Origin of the sequence: Streptomyces collinus (assembly GCF_031348265.1) — a bacterium.
Lineage (GTDB): Bacteria > Actinomycetota > Actinomycetes > Streptomycetales > Streptomycetaceae > Streptomyces > Streptomyces collinus.
This window is the reverse complement of the sequence record NZ_CP133771.1, coordinates 6,052,832-6,074,786: the sequence shown is the minus strand read 5'-3', so window position 1 is coordinate 6,074,786 and position 21,955 is coordinate 6,052,832. Positions and strand designations below refer to the sequence as shown.

Genomic DNA, 21,955 nt, shown 5'->3' with positions numbered 1-21,955 from the left:
CAACGACCCATCGGTCTCGGCCGACGACACAGGGTGTTGTCGAACGCCGGTACAAAGCTGTTGATCGATGGACAGAATCCGACAGATCAACGCCTACGACTTACTCGTAGTAACAGCGGCCGCGATTACCAAGATTTGGTAAAGCGCGGCCGCAGTGACCTTCTATCGGCAAACTTTTCACGCGGGCACCACATGCCCGCGTGTTTAACGACTGGTCAGAACAGGGCGCGCGCCAGCGCCCTGCGCGCCGCGATCACCCGGGGGTCGTCGGGCCCGACGACCTCGAACAGCTCCAGCAGCCGCATCCGTACGGTGTCCCGGTCGTCACCCACCGTGCGCTGCACGGTCTCGATGAGCCGGCCGAACGCGTCCTCGACATGGCCGCCCACCAGATCCAGGTCGGCGGCGGCGATCTGCGCCTGCACATCGGCCGGCTTGTCGGCCGCGTCCCGGCGCACCTGCTGCGGGTCGACGCCCTGCACCCGCTGGAGCAACTCGGCCTGGGCGAGGCCCAGCTTGGCCTCCTCGTTGCCCGGGTCCTCGTTCAGGACGTTCTTGTACGCCTGGACGGCGCCGGACAGATCGCCCGAGTCGAGCGCCTGCACGGCGGCTTCCAGGAGCCCGTCGTGCGGGCCGGCCGGCCGCTCGGCGGGCTGCGGGGCACCGCCCGGATCGGCCTCGGGGTCGACGGTGAGACCGGTCAGGCCGAAGCGCTGCTCGCCGACCTGCACCAGCTGGTCCAGGGTCTGCCGGATCTGCGCCTCGCCGGCCGCTCCCTGGAAGAGCGGCAGCGCCTGACCCGCGACGACCGCGAACACCGCGGGGATTCCCTGGATGCCGAACTGCTGCATCAGCATCTGGTTGGCGTCGACGTCGACCTTGGCGAGCAGGAAGCGGCCGTTGTACTCGACGGCCAGCCGCTCCAGGACCGGGCTGAGCTGCTTGCAGGGCTCACACCACTCGGCCCAGAAGTCGATGACGACGGGCACCTCGGCGGAACGCTGCAGGACGTCCCTCTCGAACCCCGCCTCGTCGACGTCGATGACGAGATCGGCCGGGGAGATCGCCCCCGCCCCGCCCTCCCGGGCGGACTGCGCGCGCGCCTGCTCCGCCTTCGCCTTGGCCTCCTGGGCCGCCTTCACCGCGGCGAGGTCGACGACTCCGCTCATGGACATGTTCCGTGGCTGCATGCGCCTATCCTCCCCCGTCCTGCGCGCGCGTGTGAAAAACGGTGTGAAAGCCAGGCCGGTCCGGTGCCTTTCGGCGCCGGGTCCCCACCCCACGCCGGTGCGCGAGGCCCGTGCACGTCCAGCACAGGCTTTCGCTACGAGTCGTAGCGTAATGCCCCGCCGGGGCCCCGGGACACCACCCCCCGGTGATCTCCCTCACGGGCTGCACGGGAACCGCCGGGTCTATGGTCGTGAGATGCAGAGCCGCAGCCCAGCCAGCCGAACCGGGCGCCCGCGCAGCGCCACGGCGGACGCCGCGATCCTGGCCGCGACCCGCGAGGCTCTGGTGGAACTGGGCTGGTCCAAGCTCACCCTGGGGGACGTCGCGACGCGCGCCGGGGTTGCGAAGACCACCCTCTACCGCCGTTGGGCGGGCAAGAACGAACTGGTCGTCGACGCGGTCGCGGAACTCTTCGACGAGCTGGAACTCCCCGACCGCGGTTCCCTGGCCGCCGACATCGAGGGCGTGGTCCTGCAGTTCGCCTCGATCCTGGCTCTTCCCGAGGCGAGGAGCGGCCTGATGGCGGTGGTGGCGGAGTCCACCCGGGACGATGCCCTGCGGGAACGCATCCGGGCGTCGGTCGTCGACCGCCAGAAGCGGCTGGTCCTGGAGGGCCGCTCGCGGGCCCAGGCCCGGGGCGAACTCCCCGCGGAACCGGACCCCGCCTCGTCCGCCCGCACGGTCGACCTGATCTTCGACATGGTCGCGGGCGCGGTGGTCCACCGCACGCTGGTGAGCGCGGAACCGGCGGACGAGGAATGGGTCCACCGCTTCACCGGCGTGCTGCTGCGGGGACTGGCGGGAGAGGCCGCCCACCCGGCCGACGGCTGAGCCGCGCCCCCGCCCGCCCCGGTGGCCCGCTCAGGAGGGGCGGCCGCCGATGGTGATGTCGCCGTGGATGTCCCGGCCCTGGATCACCGTGGTCTGAGTGCCACCGGAGATCTCGTTGTGCACGTCACCGGTGGGTGACGCGACCTGCGCGTCCGCCCGCCGCCGCCAGATCTCCAGCGCGGCGGCGAAGTCCGGGTCCTGCCCGGCGCGTTCGTTGAGCAGCGCGGCGAGCTGTCCGGCCCGTTCCTCGGTGCGCGGGGGTTCGGCGGGCACCGCCGGCTCCTCGTCGCCGGCCCGCGAACCCCTTCGGGTGACGAGCTCGCGCAGGGACGCCCAGATCTGCTCCCCGGCCGCACCTGCCGTCCCCGAGGCGAGAGCCACGAGCAGTCCTGCCGTGATGGGCTCCACGAAGGTCCTCCAGTCGTCAGCGGATCGTGCACTGCTGCGTATGGTGCCGCACGACCGTCCGCGCTCACGGCGGCACGGATCCGACTTCCGGCGCCCGACCTCCGGCGACCGGCGACGTCGCCCTGGCCCGGGCGGCGCGGCCCTGCGCATGCGCCGGAGCAAGCCGTCCGGGGACGGTCGGTTCCGGGCGCGTCCCGCGCCGCGGACGGCAAGGGCGCTCCGGTTGCGCTCCGGCCGCACTCCGGCCGGTCGCCCGAGGAGCCACCCGCCCCGGCGGAGCCGAGGACCGGTGCCGGTGCCGGTACCGGCACCCGCGCCAGGACGGCCTCAGAACCCCGCGGGCTCGGTGTACACCCCCCACTCGTCCCGCAGCACCCCGCAGATCTCCCCGAGCGTGGCCTCCGCCCGCACGGCGTCCAGCATCGGCTCGATCATGTTGGCGCCGCTGCGGGCGGCGGCCAGCATCGCGTCGAGCGCGGTGCGCACCGCGGCGTCGTCCCGGGCCGCCTTGCGGCCGCCCAGCGCCCGGACCTGCTCGCGCTCCACCTCGTGGCTGACCCTCAGGATCTCCAGGTCCCCGGTGACCGACCCGTCGTGGCAGTTCACTCCGACGACCCTCTTGTCGCCCTTCTCCAGCGCCTGCTGGTACCGGAACGCCGACTCGGCGATCTCCCCGGTGAACCAGCCGTCCTCGATGCCGCGCAGGATTCCGGAGGTGATCGGGCCGATGGGGTGCCGCCCGTCGGGGTGGGCCCGCAGCCCGCGCTCCTTGATCTGCTCGAAGATCTTCTCCGCGTCCGCCTCGATGCGGTCGGTCAGCTGCTCGACGTACCAGGAACCGCCCAGCGGGTCGGCCACGTTGGCGACGCCGGTCTCCTCCATCAGCACCTGCTGCGTGCGCAGCGCGATCTCCGCGGCCTGCTCGCTCGGCAGGGCGAGGGTCTCGTCGAGCGCGTTGGTGTGCAGCGAGTTCGTGCCGCCCAGCACGGCCGCCAGGGCCTCCACGGCGGTGCGTACGACGTTGTTGTACGGCTGCTGCGCGGTGAGGGAGACCCCGGCCGTCTGCGTGTGGAAGCGCAGCCACTGGGCCTTCTCGGACTTCGCGCCGTAGACGTCGCGCATCCAGCGGGCCCAGATGCGCCGCGCCGCGCGGAACTTGGCGATCTCCTCGAAGAAGTCGACGTGCGCGTCGAAGAAGAAGGACAGGCCGGGGGCGAAGACGTCCACGTCCAGCCCGCGTGAGAGGCCCAGCTCGACGTACCCGAAGCCGTCCGCGAGCGTGTAGGCCAGCTCCTGCGCGGCCGTCGACCCGGCCTCGCGGATGTGGTAGCCGGACACGGACAGCGGCTTGTACGCGGGAATGCCGGCCGCGCAGTGCTCCATGAGGTCGCCGATGAGCCGCAGGTGCGGCTCGGGCTGGAAGAGCCACTCCTTCTGGGCGATGTACTCCTTGAAGATGTCCGTCTGGAGCGTGCCGTTGAGGACGGACGGGTCGACGCCCTGCCGTTCGGCGGCGACCAGGTACATGCAGAAGACGGGGACGGCCGGGCCGCTGATGGTCATCGACGTCGTGACGTCGCCCAGCGGGATGTCCTTGAACAGGACCTCCATGTCGGCCGCCGAGTCGATGGCGACGCCGCAGTGCCCGACCTCGCCCAGCGAGCGGGGGTCGTCGGAGTCACGGCCCATGAGCGTCGGCATGTCGAAGGCGACCGAGAGCCCGCCTCCGCCGTTGCGGAGGATCATCTTGTAGCGCTCGTTGGTCTGCTCGGCGTTGCCGAACCCGGCGAACTGCCGGATGGTCCACGTCCGCCCTCGGTAGCCGGTCGCGTACAGGCCGCGGGTGAAGGGGTACTCCCCGGGCCAGCCGATCCGGTCGAACCCGTCGTAGGTGTCACCGGGCCGCGGCCCGTACACCGGCTCCACGGGGTCGCCGGAGAGCGTGGTGAAGTCGGCCTCGCGCTTGCGTGCGGCGTCGTACCGGGCCTGCCAGCGGCGGCGGCCCTCCTCGATGGCGTCAGCGTCCATACCCTCGAATTTACTTGGACGTCCTAGTAAATGTCGATGGCTGACGGGAGTGACCTGGCGAACGGGTGAGAATCACCGCCGCACGCGTGCGTGCGGCGGTGGTGACGCCTGCGCGGTTACGCCTTGACGGGCGCGGGCGCGTCCTCGGCGATCCGGCCCTCCAGCTCGCGGCTGATCCGGCGCTCCACGAAGAACGCGGCCGTGGGAACGGTCCCGGCGAGCAGCACCCACAGCTGCTTGGCCACCGGCCACTTCGCCTTGGAGCCCAGGTCGAAGGCGAAGATCAGGTACACGACGTACAGCCAGCCGTGCGCGATGCTGACGACGCGCGTGAAGTCGGCCGCGCCGTTCAGGTCGAGCACATACTTGCCGATCATGCCGAAGGTCAGCAGGACCAGCAGCACGCCGGTGACGTAGGCCATCACGCGGTAGCGAGTCAGCACGCTCTTTTTCATGACGTCGAGCGTAACGACCCGTTCCGGCAGATCTTGCCCCGGGTCACTCCTCCTGGAAGTCGCCCGCCGAGAGGCGCAGCGGCCGCAGCATCGCGAAGATCTCCGCGCACTCCTCCGCGTCGTACGCGCCGAGCCCGAAGTCCATCGCCATCAGGTCGCGGGTGGCCGACTCGACGACCTCGCGGCCCTTGTCGGTGATGCTGGCGAGGGTGCCGCGGCCGTCGTTCGGGTTGGGCCGTTTGCCGACCAGACCCGACTTCACCAGCCGGTCCACGGTGTTCGTCACCGACGTGGGGTGCACCATGAGGCGCTCGCCGATCTTGGACATCGGCAGCTCGCCGGACTTGGAGAAGGTGAGCAGCACCAGCGCCTCGTAGCGCGCGAACGTCAGCCCGTACGGCCTGACCACCGCGTCGACCTCGGCGAGGAGGATCTGCTGGGCGCGCATGATCGAGGTGATCGCGGCCATGGACGGCACGTTTCCCCAGCGCTGCTTCCAGCGTTCGTCGGCGCGCGCGATCGGGTCGAAGGAGAGACTGAGCGGCTTCGGCACGAACCCGACCTTACCGGCCGGTCACATCGTGGTCAGCCCTGTCTCGCCCTTCGGGCGGGCGGCATCGGTTCCGGCAGGAGTACGGAGAGGCCATGTCCTTTCCCGGACGTTTCATTGCCGTGTGTAACGATTGGCGTCCCCTTCGTCACTGCACGTCACCCCAGGGAGCGGCATGCCCCGGCTGATCCACGCCTTCGCGGCACTCGCGGTGCTCGCTCTCGCCGCGGGCTGCTCGTCCCCCGCCGCGACGACGTCCGGCACCGACGCCGGGAAGGCCGCCTACGCGGCCGGCTCCTCCCCCTTCTGGACCGACCCCGAGAGCCCCGCGGCCCGGCAGGCTCAGCTCTGGAAGCGGCAGGGCCGCGGGCAGGACGCCGAGCTGATCCGGCGGATCGCCGACCAGCCGGTCGCGCTGTGGCCCGCGGGCGGTACGGACCCGGCGCCGACGGTGAGGGCGGCGGCCTCGGCCGCCGGCCGGGAGGGGAAGACGGCGGTCCTCGTCGCCTACAACATCCCGCACCGCGACTGCGGCGGGCACTCGGCGGGCGGGGCGGCGGACGGGAACGCCTACCGGGAGTGGATCGGGACGTTCGCCGACGCCCTCGGCGAGGCCGAGGCCCTGGTCGTCCTGGAGCCCGACGCGCTCGCGCACGTGGTGGACGGCTGCACCCCGGGCGAGTACCACGCCGAGCGCGAGGAGCTGCTCGGCGAGGCCGTCGCCCGGCTCAAGCAGCAGCCCAACACCAAGGTGTACCTGGACGCGGGCAACGCGGGCTGGATCCGGGAGCCGGCCAGGCTGGTGGAGCCGCTGAAGCGGGCCGGGATCGAGCAGGCGGACGGCTTCGCGCTGAACGTCGCCAACTTCCAGACGACCGAGGTGACCACGGAGTACGGAGTGCGGCTCGCCGGAGCCCTCGGTGGCAAGCACTTCATCATCGACACCAGCCGCAACGGCAACGGGCCCCTGTCCGGGGCGTGGTGCAATCCGCCGGGCCGGGCGCTCGGCACCCCGCCGACGACCGGCACCGGCGAACCCATCGTGGACGCCTTCTTGTGGATCAAGCGGCCCGGGGAGTCGGACGGAACCTGCGAGGGCGGCCCGGCGGCGGGGCGCTGGTGGCCGGAGTACGCCCTGGAACTGGCCCGCAACGCCACGGGCTGACCCGGGCCGGGCCCCGCTCCCGGCGGCTATTCGGCGAGGTGCCGCTCCACGGTGTCCACCTTGGAGGTGAGGCCGTCCGTCACGCCCGGGCGGATGTCCGCCTTGAGGACGAGGGAGACCCGGGGTGCCCGCCGCTCCACCGCGGCGACCGCACGCCGGACGACGTCCATGACCTCGTCCCACTCCCCTTCGACGGAGGTGAACATCGCGTCGGTACGGTTCGGCAGCCCCGACTCGCGGACCACCCGCACGGCGTCGGCGACGTACTCCCCCACGTCCTCACCGACCCCGAGCGGCGTCACGGAGAAGGCGACGATCACGCGCCCACCACGCCTTCCTTGCGGGCCCGCGTCGCGATGACGGCGTCCTCGGCCTCACGCCGCAGCCGGCGCTCGGCGACGAACCCGCCGGCGGGCAGCACCGACAGGACGAAGTACAGCGCGGCGGTCTTCAGCGACCACTTCGCCCGGTTCCACGCGTCGGCCCAGAAGATCACGTACAGGACGAAGAGCCCACCGTGTACCGCACCCATCACCGGCACGGCGTTGAAGTCCGTGGTCCGCTTCAGCACGGAGCAGACCAGCAGCAGCAGGAAGGAGATCGCCTCGGGCGCCGATACCAGGCGGAGGCGGCGGATGGCGGTGGCGGTCTTGAGGTCCACGGGTCACCTTCGGTGGGAGAGAAACAGTTTGTGAACACGCGCACAAGCGTCTGCCCATTGTGGCAAACCGCCTCGACACCCGGCCCCTAGGGGTGCGGTCAGGGTCGTTCTCCACCCACGGGGCCTGTCCGCGGGGCCCGGCCTGCGGCTACCTTCCAGTCGTGGCGATGTTCCGACTTCAGAGCAGCAAGGTGCTCGCCGTCGACATGACCGGGGATGCCGTGAAGGCGAAGAACGGCTCGATGGTCGCGTACGACGGGGAGATGGCCTTCAAGAAGCTCAGCGGCGGCGGCGAGGGCATCCGGGGCATGGTGACCCGGCGGCTGACCGGTGAGCAGATGACGTTGATGGAGGTGAAGGGGCGGGGGACCTGCTGGTTCGCGGACCGCGCCTCCGAGATCAACCTGGTCAGCATCCAGGGCGACAAGCTCTACGTCGAGTCGAGCAACCTGCTCGCGACCGACGGCGGGCTGCGCACGGGCACGGAGTTCACGGGTCTGCGCGGCGCCTCGCAGGGCAACGGGCTGTTCACGACGACCGTCGAGGGCCACGGCCAGGCGGCGATCATGTCGGACGGCCCGGCGGTGGTGCTGCGGGTGAGCGCGCAGTACCCGCTGACCGTCGACCCGGGGGCGTACGTGGCGCACCAGGGCAACCTGCGGCAGTCCTTCCAGTCCGGTGTGACCTTCCGCACGCTGCTCGGGGAGGGCGGCGGCGAGGCCTTCCAGATGCGCTTCGAGGGGGACGGGCTGGTGTACGTGCAGCCGAGCGAGCGGAACACGATCGCGGGAGACGTGTGAGATGGCCTTCCGGGAGATCAACGCGAAGATGATCGAGGCGACGGTCGCGCCGGGGCAGCGGCTGTTCAGCCAGCGCGGCGCGATGCTCGCGTACCAGGGTGAGGTGTCCTTCACGCCCAACACGGCGGGCGGCCAGGGCGGGATCATGTCGATGATCGGCCGCCGGGTCGCCGACGAGGACACGCCCCTGATGACCGTCGAGGGCAGCGGCACGGTCCTGTTCGGGCACGGCGGGCACCACATCCAGGTGATCCGGCTGGCCGGCGACACCCTGTACGTGGAGGCGGACCGCCTCCTGGCCTTCGAGGGCTCGCTCCAGCAGGGCACGATGTTCCTGGGCTCGCAGGGCGGCGTGATGGGCATGGTGCGCGGGCAGGTCAGCGGCCAGGGCCTGTTCACGACGACGCTGAAGGGGCAGGGGGCCGTCGCGGTCATGGCCCACGGCGGCGTCATCGAGATCCCGATCACCCCGCAACGGCCGGTCCATGTGGACCCGCAGGCCTACGTCGCCCACCACGGCGACGTCCGCAACAAGCTGTCCACGGCCCTTGGCTGGCGGGACATGGTGGGGCGCGGCTCGGGCGAGGCGTTCCAGCTGGAGCTCAGTGGCAGCGGTGCGGTGTACGTCCAGGCGTCGGAGGAGAAGCTGTGAGCACGTACGGAAGCCCCGGCGCCGGCCCCGTGGTCTTCGACCCGGCGACACTGCCGCCCGACGACAACGTGAACGCCTACTCCTTCTGCGTGGAGCTCAAGGGGAGCCAGTGGTTCCTGCAGAAGGGGAAGATGATCGCCTACTACGGGTCGATCGACTTCAACGGCGTCGGACACGGCCGGCTGGACCGTCTGGTGCGTACGTCCTTCCATTCGCCACTGCACGCGAGCGACTGGGTCGTGGCGGAGGGCTCGGGCAAGATGCTCCTCGCCGACCGGGCCTTCGACGTCAATTCGTACGACCTCGAAGACGGCAACCTGACCATTCGCTCCGGCAACCTCCTCGCTTTTCAGCCAACTCTGTCACTGAAGCAATCAATCGTGCCGGGTTTTCTGACCCTCATCGGAACCGGAAAGTTCGTGGCCGCGTCGAACGGGCCGGTGGTGTTCATGGAACCCCCGATCCGGGTCGACCCCCAGGCCCTGGTCGGCTGGGCCGACTGCCCCTCCCCGTGCCACCACTACGACCACGGGTACATGACCGGCGTCATGGGCGGTCTACGTGCACTGACGGGCCTCGGCGGGGCCTCCGGCGAGGAGCACCAGTTCGAGTTCGTCGGCGCCGGGACGGTGCTGCTCCAGTCGTCGGAGACCCTGATGGCGGAGCAGGCCACGGGGACCGTTCCGCATCAGGCCGGCGTGCCCGGTGGCGGGGCGCACAGCCCTCAGGCCGGACAGTCCGGCGTACCGCGCCTTCCCGGACAGCTGGGGGACCTCCAGCGTCGCTTCGGGCTGTGAGCGGTAGTCTGCGGAGTGTGACATCGAACGTCTGCGCACTGTTGTTCGCCAGGCGTACGTCGTCACACGCCACCCCTCACTAGTTCGCCTTTCAACCTTTTAGGTAGACTTCATTCATGGAGACCGAGACGGCCACCCGCTGGCTGACCGATGCGGAGCAGTGCGCCTGGCGCACCCACCTGGAGGTCAACAGGCTGTTGACGTACCAGCTCGAGAAGGACCTGCAGCCGTTCGGCCTGACAATGAACGACTACGAGATCCTGGTGAATCTCTCCGAGTCCGAGGGCCAGAGGATGCGGATGAGTGATCTCGCCTCCGCCACCCTCCAGTCCAAGAGCCGCCTCTCGCACCAGATCACGCGTATGGAGAACGCGAACCTGGTCCGGCGGGAGAACTGCGAGTCGGACCGCCGGGGGCTCTACGCGGTCCTCACCGAGCACGGCATGGCGACGATGCAGAAGGTCGCGCCCCACCACGTGGCGTCCGTGCGCAGGCACTTCATCGACCTGCTGTCCCCCGAGGCCCTGACCGAGCTCGACAAGGCCCTCAAGCCCATCGCGGAGCACCTGCGCGGCCAGCGCGGGCGCCCGTAGCCGCAGCCCCCGCTAGACGAGCGGCAGGCGGAGTTCGAACAGGGCTCCGCCTGCGGGCCCCCGTCCGGCCGTGAGCGTCCCGCCGTGCCGGACGGCCACGTCGCGGGCGATGGCGAGCCCCAGCCCGGCTCCGCCGTCGTCGCGGCTGCGGGCCGCGTCCAGCCGGACGAACCGTTCGAAGATCCGCTCCCGGTCGCCGTCGGGCACCCCGTCACCGTCGTCGGCCACCCCGACCACGGCCCGGTCGCCCTCGCTCCGCACGTTCACGGTCACGGCCGACCGGGCGTGCCGCTGGGCGTTGTCGAGCAGATTGGCGAGCACCCGGCCCAGCTGCCCCCGCGAGCCGGCCACCTCCACCGGCTCCGCGTCCACGGTCACACCCGTCCGCCCCTCGGCCGCCTCCCGGGCGAGCCCGGCGAGGTCTACCTTCGCGTCGTTGGGCCGCTCCCCCGCGTCCAGCCGGGCGAGCAGCAGCAGATCGGCCGCCAGCCGCTGGAGCCGGACGGTGTCCTCCACGGCCCCGTCGAGGTCCAGCAGCTCGGGGTGCGCGGCGGCCACCTCCAGCTGGGTCCGCAGCGAGGCGATCGGACTGCGCAGTTCGTGGGAGGCATCGGCGACGAACCGCCGCTGCCGCTCCACGGACGTCTCCAGCGCCGCGAGCGTCTCGTTGGTGGTGCTGGCCAGCCGGGCGATCTCGTCGTGCGTGTCCGGCTCCGGAACGCGCCGGGCGAGATCCTCGGACTGGGTGATCGCGGCCATCTCGCGCCGGATCCCTTCCACGGGCCGCAGGGCCCGCCGGGTCACCAGCCAGGTCACGGCCGCGACGACACCGAGCAGCAGCGGGAACCCGATCAGCATCACCGTCAGCGCGGTGCGCACGGCCCCGTGTTCGGCGGCCAGCGGGGAACCGGCGTAGACCTTGAGGTGCCCGCGGTCGTGGGTCTCCACCTCGACGGCCGCGAAGCGGTAGTCCTGCGCCTCCCCGTCGATGGTCGCGGACCCGTTGCTGAAGAGGCTCTCCCCGGAGATCTCACCGGGTTCCAGGGCCTCGCCGCCCGCGTCATCGGAGTCGTCGTCGCCGTCACCGTCGCCGTCGCCGGAGGGCGTCGCCGCCGGCCGCGGCTTCACCCGGTCGCTGTCCGTCCCGCTGATCCGCTCCAGGTCCTCGCTGGCCGCGACCAGCCGCTTCTGCTCGTCCAGGACCTGCACCGGGCCGTCGTCGCCGTCCAGCCCGGAGAGCTTGTCGTACGGCGTTCCGGCGGCCAGCTCGGAGGCGACGGCCCGCGCGGAGCGCTCCGCCTGCGTGCCGGCCTCGCCGATCAGATTGGACCGCAGGGACAACAGCACGGCGGCACCGGCCGCGACGAGCGCCACCGCGACCACGAGGGTCGCGCCCAGCGTGGCCCGTGCCCGGACGGACCCGAACAGCCGCCTCACGGCGACGTCTCCAGCCGGTAGCCGGCCCCGCGCACGGTCCGGATCAGCCCCGCGCGCAGCTTCCGCCGCAGCGTGCTGACGTACACCTCGACGATGTTCGGATCACCGTCGTACGCGAAGTCCCAGACGTGCTCCAGGATCTCGGACTTGGACACCACCTCGCCGGCCCGCAGCACGAGGTGCTCCAGCACCGAGAACTCCTTGGCGGTGAGGGCGATCTCGTCCGCGCCCAGGAAGACCCGCCGGGCCGCGGTGTCCACCTTCAGATCGCCGTGCACGTGCACGGGCGAAGCCCCGGCCCCCTGTCCGCGCCGCCGCAGCAGCGCCTTGACCCGGGCGACGAGCACGACGTACGAGAACGGCTTGGTCAGGTAGTCGTCCGCACCGGTGTCGAGTCCCTCGGCCTCGTCGTACTCGCCGTCCTTGGCGGTCAGCATCAGGATCGGCACGTCGTGCCCGGCGGCGCGCAGGGCGGCGCAGACCCGGTAGCCGTTCAGGCCGGGCAGCATGATGTCGAGGATGACCAGGTCGTACGTGCCCTCCGATGCCTGGTGCAGCCCCTCCCGTCCGTCGTGGACGACGTCCACGGCGTACCCCTCGGCCGTCAGGCCCCTGGCGAGCGACAGGGCCAGCCGCTTCTCGTCCTCCACGATCAACAGGCGCATGGGTAAAGAGTGGCAAAGGCAAGCTGAAGATCACTTCAGGGGGCTTCAGGTTCCTCTCAGCCTCCGTCAGCCAGAGTCGAAGACGTCGAAAACGAAACGACTCGGGAGGAATCCGCATGAAGCGCAACATCGTGATCGCCGCTGTGACCGCCGCCGCTCTGATCGGAGGCGGGACGGCCACGGCCCTCGCGACCACGGGAGACGACCAGGGCCCGGCGCGGCAGGCGGCGAACACGAAGCTGTCGGACGACGGCAACCGGGACGACCAGGACGACCGCGACGACGACGCCGCCAAGGTCTCCTCCTCCGACGTCACCGCGCCCGAGGCCATCGCCTCCGCGCTGAAGCACACGTCGGGCACGGTCGTCTCCGCCGAGCTGGACGACGAGGACGACAGCGACAAGGTGGTCTGGAAGGTCGACGTCCTGTCGGGCGACAACACCTGGCACAGCGTGAGCGTCGACCCGTCCAGCGGCAAGGTCCTGGGCTCGCAGACCGACGACGAGGACGACACGGCGCAGGTGCGGGCCGCTCTGAAGGGTTCCTCGGTGACGGCCGAGGAGGCCGCGAAGGCCGCCGCCGGCAAGGGCGTAGTGACGTCCGTCGGCCTCGACGAGGACGGCAAGGACAAGTCCTGGGAGGCCGAGACCCGCACGTCCGGCGGAGCCGAGCAGGACTGGAAGATCGACCTCACGTCGGGCAAGGTCACGGCGGACCGCTCCGACACGCAGGACGACGACGCGGACGACGCCGACGACCAGGACTGACCAGAAGGCCCCCTCGACCGCCCCGGCGTCCGTGCTGACGCCGGGGCGTCGCGCGGCTCGGCGCGACGAGAGGTGCCGCCGCGCGGACCCTCGTGCCCTCTCAGCCGGACGGCATGACGGGAGAACACACGCCGAACCACTGCTCGGCGCCGAACTCCTCGAACCGCTCCACCTCGGTGAACCCCAGCTTGGCCGCGAGGCGCATCGAACGGCGGTTCGCGGTCTGGGTGCAGAGCACCACCGGCTCGCCGGGGAGTGCGCCGGCGAACCAGTCGAGCACCGCTGCGCACGCCTCGGTGGCGTACCCGCGTCCCCATGCCTCCGGCAGGAACATGTAGCCGAGCTCGATCTCCCCGGCATCCGGGCTCAGACGCCCGGGGCGCTCTGCGTCGCGCCGTTCGAGCGTGACCGTGCCGATCATCGCTCCATCGACATCGATCACGAAAAGGCCGGGCCGCCGTCCGGGGATCGCGGGAATCGCCCGTTCGAGCTCATCGCGCGGCCGGGGACCACCGAGATAGGTCCGTACCTCCGGCGACGCGAACAGCTCGACGAACCCCGCACGGTCCCGGGCCTCGGACTCGCGGAGCACGAGCCGTCCGGTCCGTATCGGGGCAGGTGGCCATGGCATGAGCGCTGACCCGGTCATGACGGGCAACCTATCGCACACCCGTGCGACGCCGCCCGGTCCACCACCGGCGAGAAGGCGCAAGCACCCGACCCCGCCCCGTTTCCGCCTCACCTCCGGCCCAACCGCCGCAGGCACTGGCGGTCAGGCTTCCGTCAACCCCGCCACCAGCTCGTCAGCCGCCCGGTAGGGATCCAATTCGCCCGCGATGATCCGCTCCGCCAGCGCCCCGAGGCGGCGGTCGCCGTGCAGGTCCCCGATCCGCTCCCGCAGTGCCGTCACCGCGATCGTCTCGACCTCCCGCGACGCCCGGGACCGACGCCGCTCCGCGAGCACGCCCCGCTCCTCCATCCAGGCCCGGTGCTTCTCCAGCGCCTCGACGACCTCGTCGACGCCCTCGCCCCGCGCGGCGACCGTCTTCACGATCGGCGGACGCCAGTCGCCCGGCCCCCGGGACTCTCCCAGCCCCAGCATGTGGTTCAGCTCGCGAGCCGTCGCGTCCGCCCCGTCCCGGTCCGCCTTGTTCACGACGTACACGTCGCCGATCTCCAGGATCCCTGCCTTGGCCGCCTGGATCCCGTCCCCCATCCCCGGCGCGAGCAGCACCACGGACGTGTCCGCCTGGGAGGCGATCTCCACCTCCGACTGCCCCACACCCACCGTCTCGACCAGGATCACGTCACAGCCGGCGGCGTCCAGCACCCGGATCGCCTGCGGCGCCGACCAGGCCAGCCCGCCCAGATGCCCGCGCGTGGCCATCGACCGGATGTACACGCCCGGGTCGGACGCGTGCTCCGACATCCGCACCCGGTCCCCGAGGAGCGCACCGCCCGAGAACGGGGACGACGGGTCGACGGCGAGCACGCCGACCCGCTTGTCCTGCTTGCGGTACGCGGAGACCAGCGCCGAGGTCGACGTGGACTTGCCGACCCCGGGCGACCCGGTCAGCCCGACCACGTACGCCCCGCCCGTCAGCGGCGCGAGCGCTGCCATGACCTCCCGCAGCTGCGGGGACGCCCCCTCCACCAGGGAGATCAGCCGGGCCACGGCCCGCGGCCGGCCTTCCCTGGCCTGGGCCACCAGGGTGGAGACGTCCTGCATCACAGCTCCGTTCAGATAGGGGACGTACCGAAACTCAGGCCTAGGCCTTGGGCACGCGCACGATCAGCGCGTCACCCTGCCCTCCGCCACCGCACAGCGCCGCCGCGCCCACGCCGCCGCCGCGCCGCTTCAGCTCCAGCGCGAGATGCAGCACGAGACGCGCACCTGACATCCCGATCGGGTGACCCAGGGCAATCGCACCACCGTTGACATTCACCTTTTCGGTGGACACCCCGAGGTCCTTCATGGACTGCACGGCCACGGCCGCGAACGCCTCGTTGATCTCGATGAGGTCGAGGTCCGAGACCTCGAGGCCCTCCTTCTTCAGCGCGTGCAGGATCGCGTTGGACGGCTGCGACTGCAGCGAGTTGTCCGGCCCGGCCACGTTGCCGTGCGCCCCGATCTCGGCGATCCACTCCAGGCCCAGCTCCTGGGCCTTGGCCTTGCTCATCACGACGACGGCGGCGGCACCGTCGGAGATCTGCGAGGCGGAACCGGCCGTGATCGTGCCGTCCTTGGCGAAGGCCGGACGCAGCTTCCCGAGCGACTCCGCGGTCGTGTCACCGCGGATCCCCTCGTCCTTGCTGAACAGCACCGGGTCGCCCTTGCGCTGCGGGATCTCGACGGGCGTGATCTCGGCCTCGAACAGGCCGTTCTTCTGCGCGGCGGCGGCCCGCTGGTGCGACAGCGCGGCGATCTCGTCCTGCTCGGGCCGCGCGATGCCCAGACGGGTGTTGTGCTTCTCCGTCGACTCGCCCATGGCGACGCCTTCGAAGGAGTCGGTCAGACCGTCGTGGGCCATGGCGTCGAGCATCTCGACCGCGCCGTACTTGAAGCCCTCGCGGGACTTCGGCAGCAGGTGCGGCGCGTTGGTCATGGACTCCTGACCGCCGGCGACGACCACGTCGAACTCACCCGCGCGGATGAGCTGGTCGGCGAGCGCGATGGCGTCGAGGCCGGACAGACACACCTTGTTGATGGTCAGCGCGGGCACGTTCATCGGGATGCCGGCCTTGACCGCGGCCTGGCGGGCCGGGATCTGCCCCGCACCGGCCTGGAGCACCTGGCCCATGATCACGTACTGCACCTGGTCGCCACCGATCCCCGCACGGTCGAGGGCGGCCTTGATCGCGAAGCCGCCGAGGTCGGCTCCGGAGAAGGACTTCAGCGATCCGAGCAACCGCCCCATGGGCGTACGCGCTCCCGCGACGATCACCGAGCTGTTCGCTTCGGAAGTTCCAGAAGACATGAGCTGCGATCCCCTTACCGGCTGGACAGCCGAGGAGTGAACGAGGGTTTACTTCGAATGTACTGAGTGGCACTCCGTGCCGTCATCGGGCTGTCGGTGTGATCGCGCGCACGTTGCGTAACCACCTCCGGGGCGTTGCACTGAATCCATGCTGACGCGAATCGACCACATCGGAATCGCCTGTTTCGACCTCGACAAGACCGTCGAGTTCTACCGTGCCACCTACGGCTTCGAGGTGTTCCACTCCGAGGTCAACGAGGAGCAGGGCGTGCGCGAGGCCATGCTCAAGATCAACGAGACGTCCGACGGCGGTGCCTCCTACCTGCAGCTCCTGGAGCCGACCCGCGAGGACTCCACCGTCGCGAAGTGGCTCGCGAAGAACGGCGAGGGCGTCCACCACATCGCTTTCGGTACGGCAGATGTCGACGGCGACGCCGAGGAGATCAAGGGCAAGGGCGTACGCGTGCTGTACGAAGAGCCGCGAGTCGGTTCCATGGGGTCACGGATCACCTTCCTGCACCCCAAGGACTGTCATGGCGTACTGACAGAACTGGTCACTTCGGCGCCTGTTGAGTCACCTGAGCACTGACCCTCGTACATAGGGGCCGGTAGGGTTGGGGGCGGTCGCCGCTCAGTCCAGGGTGACCGCGGTCCCGCCGTGCTGCGGCAGGACCACCGGGGTCCGGGTTTCGGGGGACGAGCGTCGGGGCAGCAGCCTCTGCTCCGCCGATGATCTGACACCATTCCCCGGGGGCCCCGTTCGGCGGATGGACGGAGCTCGTTCGGTAAGAGTTTCGACCAGGGGACGGATGGGACCGCGCAGTGCGGGGCTACGAGAGCCAGGAGCGAGAGCCGGCGGCTGACGTCGACCACCTCTCTCGGTTCGAAGCCGAGATGAAGCGGCTGAAGACCGAGCGGGAAAAGGCGATCCAGCACGCCGAGGACCTCGGCTACCAGGTCGAGGTGCTGCGCGCCAAGCTGCACGAGGCGCGGCGGACCATCATGACCCGGCCCTCCTTCGATGGGGGCGACATCGGCTGGCAGGCCGAGCAGTTGCTGCGCAATGCGCAGATGCAGGCCGACCAGATCCGCGCGGACGCCGACCGCGAGCTGAGCGAGGCCCGGGCGCAGACCCAGCGGATCCTCCAGGAGCACGCCGAGCAGGCCGCCCGGCTCCAGGCCGAGCTGCACCAGGAGGCGGTGACCCGCCGCCAGCAGCTGGACCAGGAGCTGGCCGAGCGCCGCCAGACGGTCGAGTCGCACGTCAACGAGAACGTGGCCTGGGCCGAGCAGCTGCGGGCCCGCACCGAGCAGCAGGCCCGCCGGCTGCTGGAGGAGTCCCGCGCCGAGGCCGAGCAGGCCCTGGCCACCGCCCGTGCGGAGGCCGAGCGGCTGGCGACGGAGGCCCGGCAGCGGCTGACGGGCGCCGCCGAGGAGGCCCGTGCCGAGGCCGAGCAGATCCTGCGCCGCGCCCGCACGGACGCCGAGCGCCTGCTCAACGCCGCCTCCACGCAGGCCCAGGAGGCCACCGACCACGCCGAGCAGCTGCGGACGTCGACCGCCACCGAGTCGGAGTCCGCGCGTCGCGAGGCCCAGGAGCTGAGCAAGGCCGCCGAGCAGCGGATGGCCGAGGCCGAGGAGGCGCTGCGCAAGGCGCAGACCGAGTCGGAGAAGCTGGTCACGGAGGCCAAGGAGGCCGCCGCCAAGGCCCTGTCGAGCGCCGAGTCGGCGAACGAGACGCGCACGCGCACCGCCAAGGAGCAGGTCGCCCGGCTGGTCGAGGAGGCCACGAAGGAGGCCGAGAACACCAAGTCCGAGGCCGAGCAGCTGGTCGCCGATGCCCGCGCCGAGGCCGAGAAGATCGTCGCGGAGGCCTCCGAGAAGGCCCGCTCGCTCACCGCCGAGGAGACCGCGACCCAGCTGTCCAAGGCGGCCAGGACCGCCGAGGAGGTCCTGAACAAGGCGTCCGAGGACGCCAAGAAGACGACGAAGGCGGCGGCCGAGGAGGCCGAGCGGATCCGCTCGGAGGCCGAGGCCGAGGCGGACCGGCTGCGGGCCGAGGCGCACGACATCGCCGAGCAGCTCAAGGGCGCGGCGAAGGACGACACCAAGGAGTACCGCGCCAAGACGGTCGAGCTGCAGGAGGAGGCCCGCCGGCTGCGCGGCGAGGCCGAGCAGCTGCGGGCGGACGCGGTCGACGAGGGCGAGAAGATCCGCGCCGAGGCCCGCAAGGAGGCCGTGGCGCAGATCGAGGAGGCGGCGAAGTCCGCCGAGGAGCTGCTCGCCAAGGCCAAGGCGGACGCGGACGAGCTGCGCACGACGGCCCAGACGGACAGCGAGAGGGTCCGCACCGAGGCCATCGAGCGGGCGACGACGCTGCGCCGGCAGGCCGAGGAGACCCTCCAGCGCACCCGGCAGGAGGCCGAGCGGCACCGCGAGGAGGTCGTCGAGCAGGCCGAGGCGCTCCGGGAGGACGCCGAGCGCGCGGCGCGGGAGCTGCACGAGGAGACCGAGCGGGCCATAGAGGTCCGTCGTGGTGAGGCCGCCGAGGAGCTGACGCGGCTCCAGACGGAGGCGGAGGAGCGGCTGACGGCCGCCGAGCAGGCGCTGTCGGACGCCCGTGAGGAGGCCGCGCGGATCCGCCGCGAGGCCGCCGAGGAGAACGAGCGGCTGCGCGCCGAGGCCGCGGAGCGGATCCGTACGCTCCAGCACCAGGCCGAGGCGGAGGCCGAGCGGCTGCGTGACGAGGCCGCGTCGGACGCGTCCGCGTCGCGTGCCGAGGGCGAGGCCGTCGCCGTACGGCTGCGTTCGGAGGCGGCGAGCGAGGCCGAGCGGCTGAAGTCGGAGGCGCAGGAGAGCGCCGACCGGATGCGTGCGGAGGCACAGTCCGCCGCCGAGCGGCTCGCCGCGGAGGCGTCGGAGACGCTGGCCGCCGCCCAGGAGGAGGCCAACCGGCGCCGCCGCGAGGCGGAGGAGCTGCTCGGCAGCGCCCGGCAGGAGGCCGACCAGGAGCGCGAGCGGGCCCGCGAGCAGAGCGAGGAGCTGCTGGCCTCGGCGCGCAAGCGCGTGGAGGAGGCGCAGACCGAGGCCGTACGGCTGGTCGAGGAGGCCGACCGCCGTGCCACGGAGATGGTGTCGGCGGCCGAGCAGCACGCCCAGCAGGTCCGGGACTCCGTCGCGGGACTGCACGAGCAGGCCCAGGAGGAGATCACCGGTCTGCGTTCCGCCGCCGAGCACGCGGCGGACCGTACGCGCCGCGAGGCCCAGGAGGAGGCGGACCGGGTCCGCTCCGACGCCTACGCCGAGCGGGAGCGGGCGAGCGAGGACGCGGGCCGGCTGCGGCGCGAGGCGCACGAGGAGTCCGAGGCCGCCAAGGCGCTCGCCGAGCGGACGATGTCCGAGGCGATCTCGGAGGCGGAGCGGATCCGCGCGGACGTCGCCGAGCACGCCCAGCGGGTGCGCACGGAGGCGTCGGACGCGATCGCCGAGGCCGAGCAGAGCGCCTCGCGCACCCGGGCGGACGCCCGGGAGGACGCCAACCGCATCCGCTCGGACGCGGCGACGCAGGCGGACACCCTCATCACCGAGGCCCGCAACGAGGCGGAGCGGCTGACGACGGAGACGGTCCAGGAGACCGACCGGCTGCGCATGGACACGGTCGCCGAGGCCGAGCGGGTCCGTACGGAGGCGGTCTCCGAGGCCGAGCGCGTCCGCTCCGAGGCGGCCAGCGAGGCCGAGCGGGTGCGTTCGGAGTCGGTCGCCAAGGCCGAGCAGCTCGTCGGGGACGCCACGAGCGAGGCGGAGCGGCTGCGGGCCGAGGCCGCCGAGACGGTCGGTTCGGCGCAGCAGCACGCGGAGCGGATCCGCTCCGAGGCCGGACGGGTGAAGACCGATGCGGAGGCGGAGGCGGAGCGGCTGGTCAGCGCCGCGCGCGAGGAGGCCGACCGCACGCTGGACGAGGCCCGCCAGGACGCCAACAAGCGGCGCTCCGAGGCGGCCGAGCAGGTCGACAAGCTGATCACGGAGACCACGGCCGAGGCGGACAAGCTGCTGACCGAGGCGCAGCAGCAGGCGCACAAGACCACGGCCGAGGCCGAGTCGCGGGCCGACACGATGGTCGGCGCGGCCCGCACCGAGGCCGACCGGCTGGTGTCCGAGGCGACGGTCGAGGGCAACTCCCTGGTGGAGAAGGCCCGTACGGACGCGGACGAGCTGCTGGTCGGCGCGCGCCGGGACGCCACGCAGATAAGGGAGCGTGCAGAGGAGCTGCGGGACCGCATCACCTCCGAGATCGAGGAGCTGCACGAGCGGGCCCGACGTGAGTCGGCCGAGACGATGAAGTCGGCGGGCGACCGCTGCGACGCGCTCGTCAAGGCGGCCGAGGAGCAGCTGGCGAAGGCGCAGGCGAAGGCCAAGGAGATCGTGTCGGAGGCCAACTCCGAGGCGGGCAAGGTCCGTATCGCCGCGGTGAAGAAGGCGGAGGGGCTGCTCAAGGAGGCCGAGCAGAAGAAGTCCACGCTGGTCCGGGAGGCCGAGGAGCTCAAGGCCGAGGCGATCCGCGAGGCCAAGCGCACGGTCGAGGAGGGCAAGCGCGAGCTGGAGGTGCTGGTCCGCCGCCGCGAGGACATCAACGCCGAGATCTCCCGTGTCCAGGACGTCCTGGAGGCGTTGGAGTCCTTCGAGGCCCCCGCCGCGGGCAAGGACAACGGAGTCAAGGCGGGCGCGACGGTCGGCGCACCCCGTTCGGGTGGCAAGTCCTCGGATAGCTAGCGAAACGGGGCGAATCCGGTGTGTGCTGGGGTCTTTGGCCAAGTCTTTGGCAAGCGGTCCGGGGGTTAGCCACTCAAAAGGGGTGTCATTTTCCAGATCAAACGCGCATCCGCTCGATGACACACCGTTTCGGCCCCTAGGATTCCACCTATCACCTCACCGGTCTCATTCGACAGGAACCCCATGAGCGACACTTCCCCCTACGGCTTCGAGCTTGTGCGGCGTGGATACGACCGCGCTCAGGTGGACGAACGTATCTCCAAGCTCGTCTCCGACCGTGACAGCGCTCTCGCCCGCATCACCGCTCTGGAAAAGCGCATCGAAGAGCTCCACCTCGAGACGCAGAACGCCCAGGCCCAGATCACCGACGCCGAGCCGTCGTACGCGGGTCTCGGTGCGCGCGTGGAGAAGATCCTCCGCCTCGCCGAGGAAGAGGCGAAGGACCTGCGGGAGGAGGCCCGGCGCGCGGCCGAGCAGCACCGCGAGCTCGCCGAGTCGGCGGCCCAGCAGGTGCGCAACGACGCCGAGTCGTACTCGGCGGAGCGCAAGGCGAAGGCCGAGGACGAGGGCCTGCGGATCGTCGAGAAGGCCAAGAGTGACGCCGCCCAGCTGCGTTCCGAGGCGCAGAAGGACGCGCAGTCCAAGCGCGAGGAGGCGGACGCCCTCTTCGAGGAGACCCGTGCGAAGGCCGCGCAGGCCGCCGCCGACTTCGAGACGAACCTCGCCAAGCGCCGCGAGCAGTCCGAGCGCGACCTGGCCTCCCGTCAGGCCAAGGCCGAGAAGCGCCTGGCCGAGATCGAGCACCGCGCGGAGCAGCTGCGCCTGGAGGCCGAGAAGCTGCGCACGGACGCCGAGCGCCGCGCCCGCCAGACGGTGGAGACGGCCCAGCGCCAGGCCGAGGACATCGTGGCCGACGCCAACGCCAAGGCCGACCGCATCCGTTCGGAATCCGAGCGCGAGCTGGCCGCCCTCACCAACCGCCGCGACAGCATCAACGCCCAGCTGACGAACGTCCGCGAGATGCTCGCGACGCTCACGGGCGCCGCGGTGGCCGCCGCCGGCACGCCGGCCGAGGACGAGCCGATCTCCCGTGGGGTCCCGGCCCAGCAGTCCCGGTAACACGCGGGCATACGGAGGCTGAATCTCCGCAAAGCCCTCTGCCGCTCGG

The 21,955-nt window shown here is 71.4% G+C and carries 22 protein-coding genes; 10 read left to right on the top strand and 12 right to left on the bottom strand.

Going from position 1 to position 21,955, the window contains the following annotated elements; translation table 11 throughout:
• Positions 1–215: 215 nt before the first annotated feature.
• Positions 216–1,190 carry a tetratricopeptide repeat protein gene (locus RFN52_RS27845; RefSeq protein ID WP_184850090.1) on the bottom strand — a complete coding sequence of 325 codons (975 nt, stop codon included), beginning with the start codon at positions 1,188–1,190 and terminating at the stop codon, positions 216–218.
• Between the two features lie 235 nt (positions 1,191–1,425).
• Here RFN52_RS27845 and RFN52_RS27840 point away from each other — a divergent pair, with 235 nt between their 5' ends.
• On the top strand, positions 1,426–2,061 hold the full coding sequence (locus RFN52_RS27840; RefSeq protein WP_184850088.1) for a TetR/AcrR family transcriptional regulator: 636 nt from the start codon (positions 1,426–1,428) through the stop codon (positions 2,059–2,061).
• A 30-nt stretch (positions 2,062–2,091) separates the two neighbouring features.
• Here RFN52_RS27840 and RFN52_RS27835 read toward each other — a convergent pair whose 3' ends face one another.
• The 4 genes from RFN52_RS27835 to RFN52_RS27820 form a co-directional block, all read right to left on the bottom strand.
• On the bottom strand, positions 2,092–2,469 hold the full coding sequence (locus tag RFN52_RS27835) for a hypothetical protein (RefSeq protein WP_184850086.1): 378 nt from the start codon (positions 2,467–2,469) through the stop codon (positions 2,092–2,094).
• 327 nt (positions 2,470–2,796) lie between these two features.
• Positions 2,797–4,497 (bottom strand): coenzyme B12-dependent isobutyryl-CoA mutase large subunit, encoded by a 1,701-nt coding sequence (gene icmA, locus RFN52_RS27830; RefSeq protein ID WP_184850084.1) that lies wholly within the window; start codon positions 4,495–4,497, stop codon positions 2,797–2,799.
• Between the two features lie 116 nt (positions 4,498–4,613).
• Positions 4,614–4,952: a DUF3817 domain-containing protein gene (locus RFN52_RS27825; RefSeq protein ID WP_184850082.1), complete on the bottom strand. Its 339-nt coding sequence runs from the start codon at positions 4,950–4,952 to the stop codon at positions 4,614–4,616.
• A gap of 43 nt (positions 4,953–4,995) precedes the next feature.
• Complete coding sequence (locus RFN52_RS27820; protein ID WP_102911823.1) at positions 4,996–5,505, bottom strand: MarR family winged helix-turn-helix transcriptional regulator; 510 nt, start codon at positions 5,503–5,505, stop codon at positions 4,996–4,998.
• A gap of 172 nt (positions 5,506–5,677) precedes the next feature.
• On the opposite strand from RFN52_RS27820, the gene RFN52_RS27815 reads away from it, so the two are divergent.
• Entirely contained in the window at positions 5,678–6,667 is a 990-nt protein-coding gene (locus RFN52_RS27815) for a glycoside hydrolase family 6 protein (RefSeq protein ID WP_184850080.1), read from the top strand.
• A 26-nt stretch (positions 6,668–6,693) separates the two neighbouring features.
• On the opposite strand, the gene RFN52_RS27810 is transcribed toward RFN52_RS27815, so the two are convergent.
• A complete protein-coding gene (locus RFN52_RS27810) occupies positions 6,694–6,987 on the bottom strand; it encodes an MTH1187 family thiamine-binding protein (RefSeq protein WP_184850078.1) in 294 nt (97 codons plus the stop codon).
• Complete coding sequence (locus RFN52_RS27805; RefSeq protein ID WP_184850076.1) at positions 6,984–7,328, bottom strand: DUF3817 domain-containing protein; 345 nt, start codon at positions 7,326–7,328, stop codon at positions 6,984–6,986. Before RFN52_RS27805 ends, RFN52_RS27810 begins: the two co-directional genes overlap by 4 nt.
• A 167-nt stretch (positions 7,329–7,495) precedes the next feature.
• On the opposite strand from RFN52_RS27805, the gene RFN52_RS27800 reads away from it, so the two are divergent.
• The 4 genes from RFN52_RS27800 (at position 7,496) to RFN52_RS27785 (ending at position 10,170) form a co-directional block, all read left to right on the top strand.
• A complete protein-coding gene (locus tag RFN52_RS27800; RefSeq protein WP_031105041.1) occupies positions 7,496–8,128 on the top strand; it encodes an AIM24 family protein in 633 nt (210 codons plus the stop codon).
• A 1-nt stretch (position 8,129) separates the two neighbouring features.
• The gene (locus tag RFN52_RS27795) at positions 8,130–8,780 is read left to right on the top strand and encodes an AIM24 family protein (RefSeq protein ID WP_184850074.1); all 651 of its coding nucleotides are present in this window, start codon (positions 8,130–8,132) and stop codon (positions 8,778–8,780) included.
• Positions 8,777–9,577 carry an AIM24 family protein gene (locus RFN52_RS27790; RefSeq protein WP_184850072.1) on the top strand — a complete coding sequence of 267 codons (801 nt, stop codon included), beginning with the start codon at positions 8,777–8,779 and terminating at the stop codon, positions 9,575–9,577. Before RFN52_RS27795 ends, RFN52_RS27790 begins: the two co-directional genes overlap by 4 nt.
• A 116-nt stretch (positions 9,578–9,693) precedes the next feature.
• Positions 9,694–10,170 (top strand): MarR family winged helix-turn-helix transcriptional regulator, encoded by a 477-nt coding sequence (locus RFN52_RS27785; RefSeq protein WP_184850070.1) that lies wholly within the window; start codon positions 9,694–9,696, stop codon positions 10,168–10,170.
• Between the two features lie 12 nt (positions 10,171–10,182).
• On the opposite strand, the gene RFN52_RS27780 is transcribed toward RFN52_RS27785, so the two are convergent.
• On the bottom strand, positions 10,183–11,607 hold the full coding sequence (locus tag RFN52_RS27780) for a sensor histidine kinase (protein WP_184850068.1): 1,425 nt from the start codon (positions 11,605–11,607) through the stop codon (positions 10,183–10,185).
• On the bottom strand, positions 11,604–12,272 hold the full coding sequence (locus tag RFN52_RS27775; protein ID WP_184850066.1) for a response regulator transcription factor: 669 nt from the start codon (positions 12,270–12,272) through the stop codon (positions 11,604–11,606). Before RFN52_RS27775 ends, RFN52_RS27780 begins: the two co-directional genes overlap by 4 nt.
• Positions 12,273–12,388: 116 nt before the next feature.
• Between RFN52_RS27775 and RFN52_RS27770 the strand changes: the two genes are divergently transcribed.
• Positions 12,389–13,039, top strand: a complete 651-nt coding sequence (locus RFN52_RS27770) for a PepSY domain-containing protein (RefSeq protein WP_184850064.1) — start codon at positions 12,389–12,391, stop codon at positions 13,037–13,039.
• Between the two features lie 100 nt (positions 13,040–13,139).
• Here RFN52_RS27770 and RFN52_RS27765 read toward each other — a convergent pair whose 3' ends face one another.
• The 3 genes from RFN52_RS27765 to RFN52_RS27755 all read right to left on the bottom strand — a co-directional run bounded on the left by RFN52_RS27765 (position 13,140) and on the right by RFN52_RS27755 (position 16,017).
• Positions 13,140–13,688, bottom strand: coding sequence for a GNAT family N-acetyltransferase (locus RFN52_RS27765; RefSeq protein ID WP_184850062.1), 549 nt, complete (start codon positions 13,686–13,688; stop codon positions 13,140–13,142).
• Between the two features lie 123 nt (positions 13,689–13,811).
• Positions 13,812–14,768 carry a methylmalonyl Co-A mutase-associated GTPase MeaB gene (gene meaB, locus RFN52_RS27760; protein WP_184850060.1) on the bottom strand — a complete coding sequence of 319 codons (957 nt, stop codon included), beginning with the start codon at positions 14,766–14,768 and terminating at the stop codon, positions 13,812–13,814.
• 40 nt (positions 14,769–14,808) lie between these two features.
• Positions 14,809–16,017, bottom strand: a complete 1,209-nt coding sequence (locus RFN52_RS27755) for an acetyl-CoA C-acetyltransferase (protein WP_184850058.1) — start codon at positions 16,015–16,017, stop codon at positions 14,809–14,811.
• Positions 16,018–16,165: 148 nt separating this feature from the next.
• Between RFN52_RS27755 and mce the strand changes: the two genes are divergently transcribed.
• From mce to RFN52_RS27740, 3 genes are all read left to right on the top strand, one after another.
• Complete coding sequence (mce, locus tag RFN52_RS27750) at positions 16,166–16,606, top strand: methylmalonyl-CoA epimerase (protein WP_031107947.1); 441 nt, start codon at positions 16,166–16,168, stop codon at positions 16,604–16,606.
• A gap of 233 nt (positions 16,607–16,839) precedes the next feature.
• Positions 16,840–20,787, top strand: coding sequence for a polarized growth protein Scy (scy, locus tag RFN52_RS27745; protein WP_184850056.1), 3,948 nt, complete (start codon positions 16,840–16,842; stop codon positions 20,785–20,787).
• A gap of 183 nt (positions 20,788–20,970) precedes the next feature.
• On the top strand, positions 20,971–21,906 hold the full coding sequence (locus RFN52_RS27740; protein ID WP_184850054.1) for a coiled-coil domain-containing protein: 936 nt from the start codon (positions 20,971–20,973) through the stop codon (positions 21,904–21,906).
• Positions 21,907–21,955: the final 49 nt, after the last annotated feature.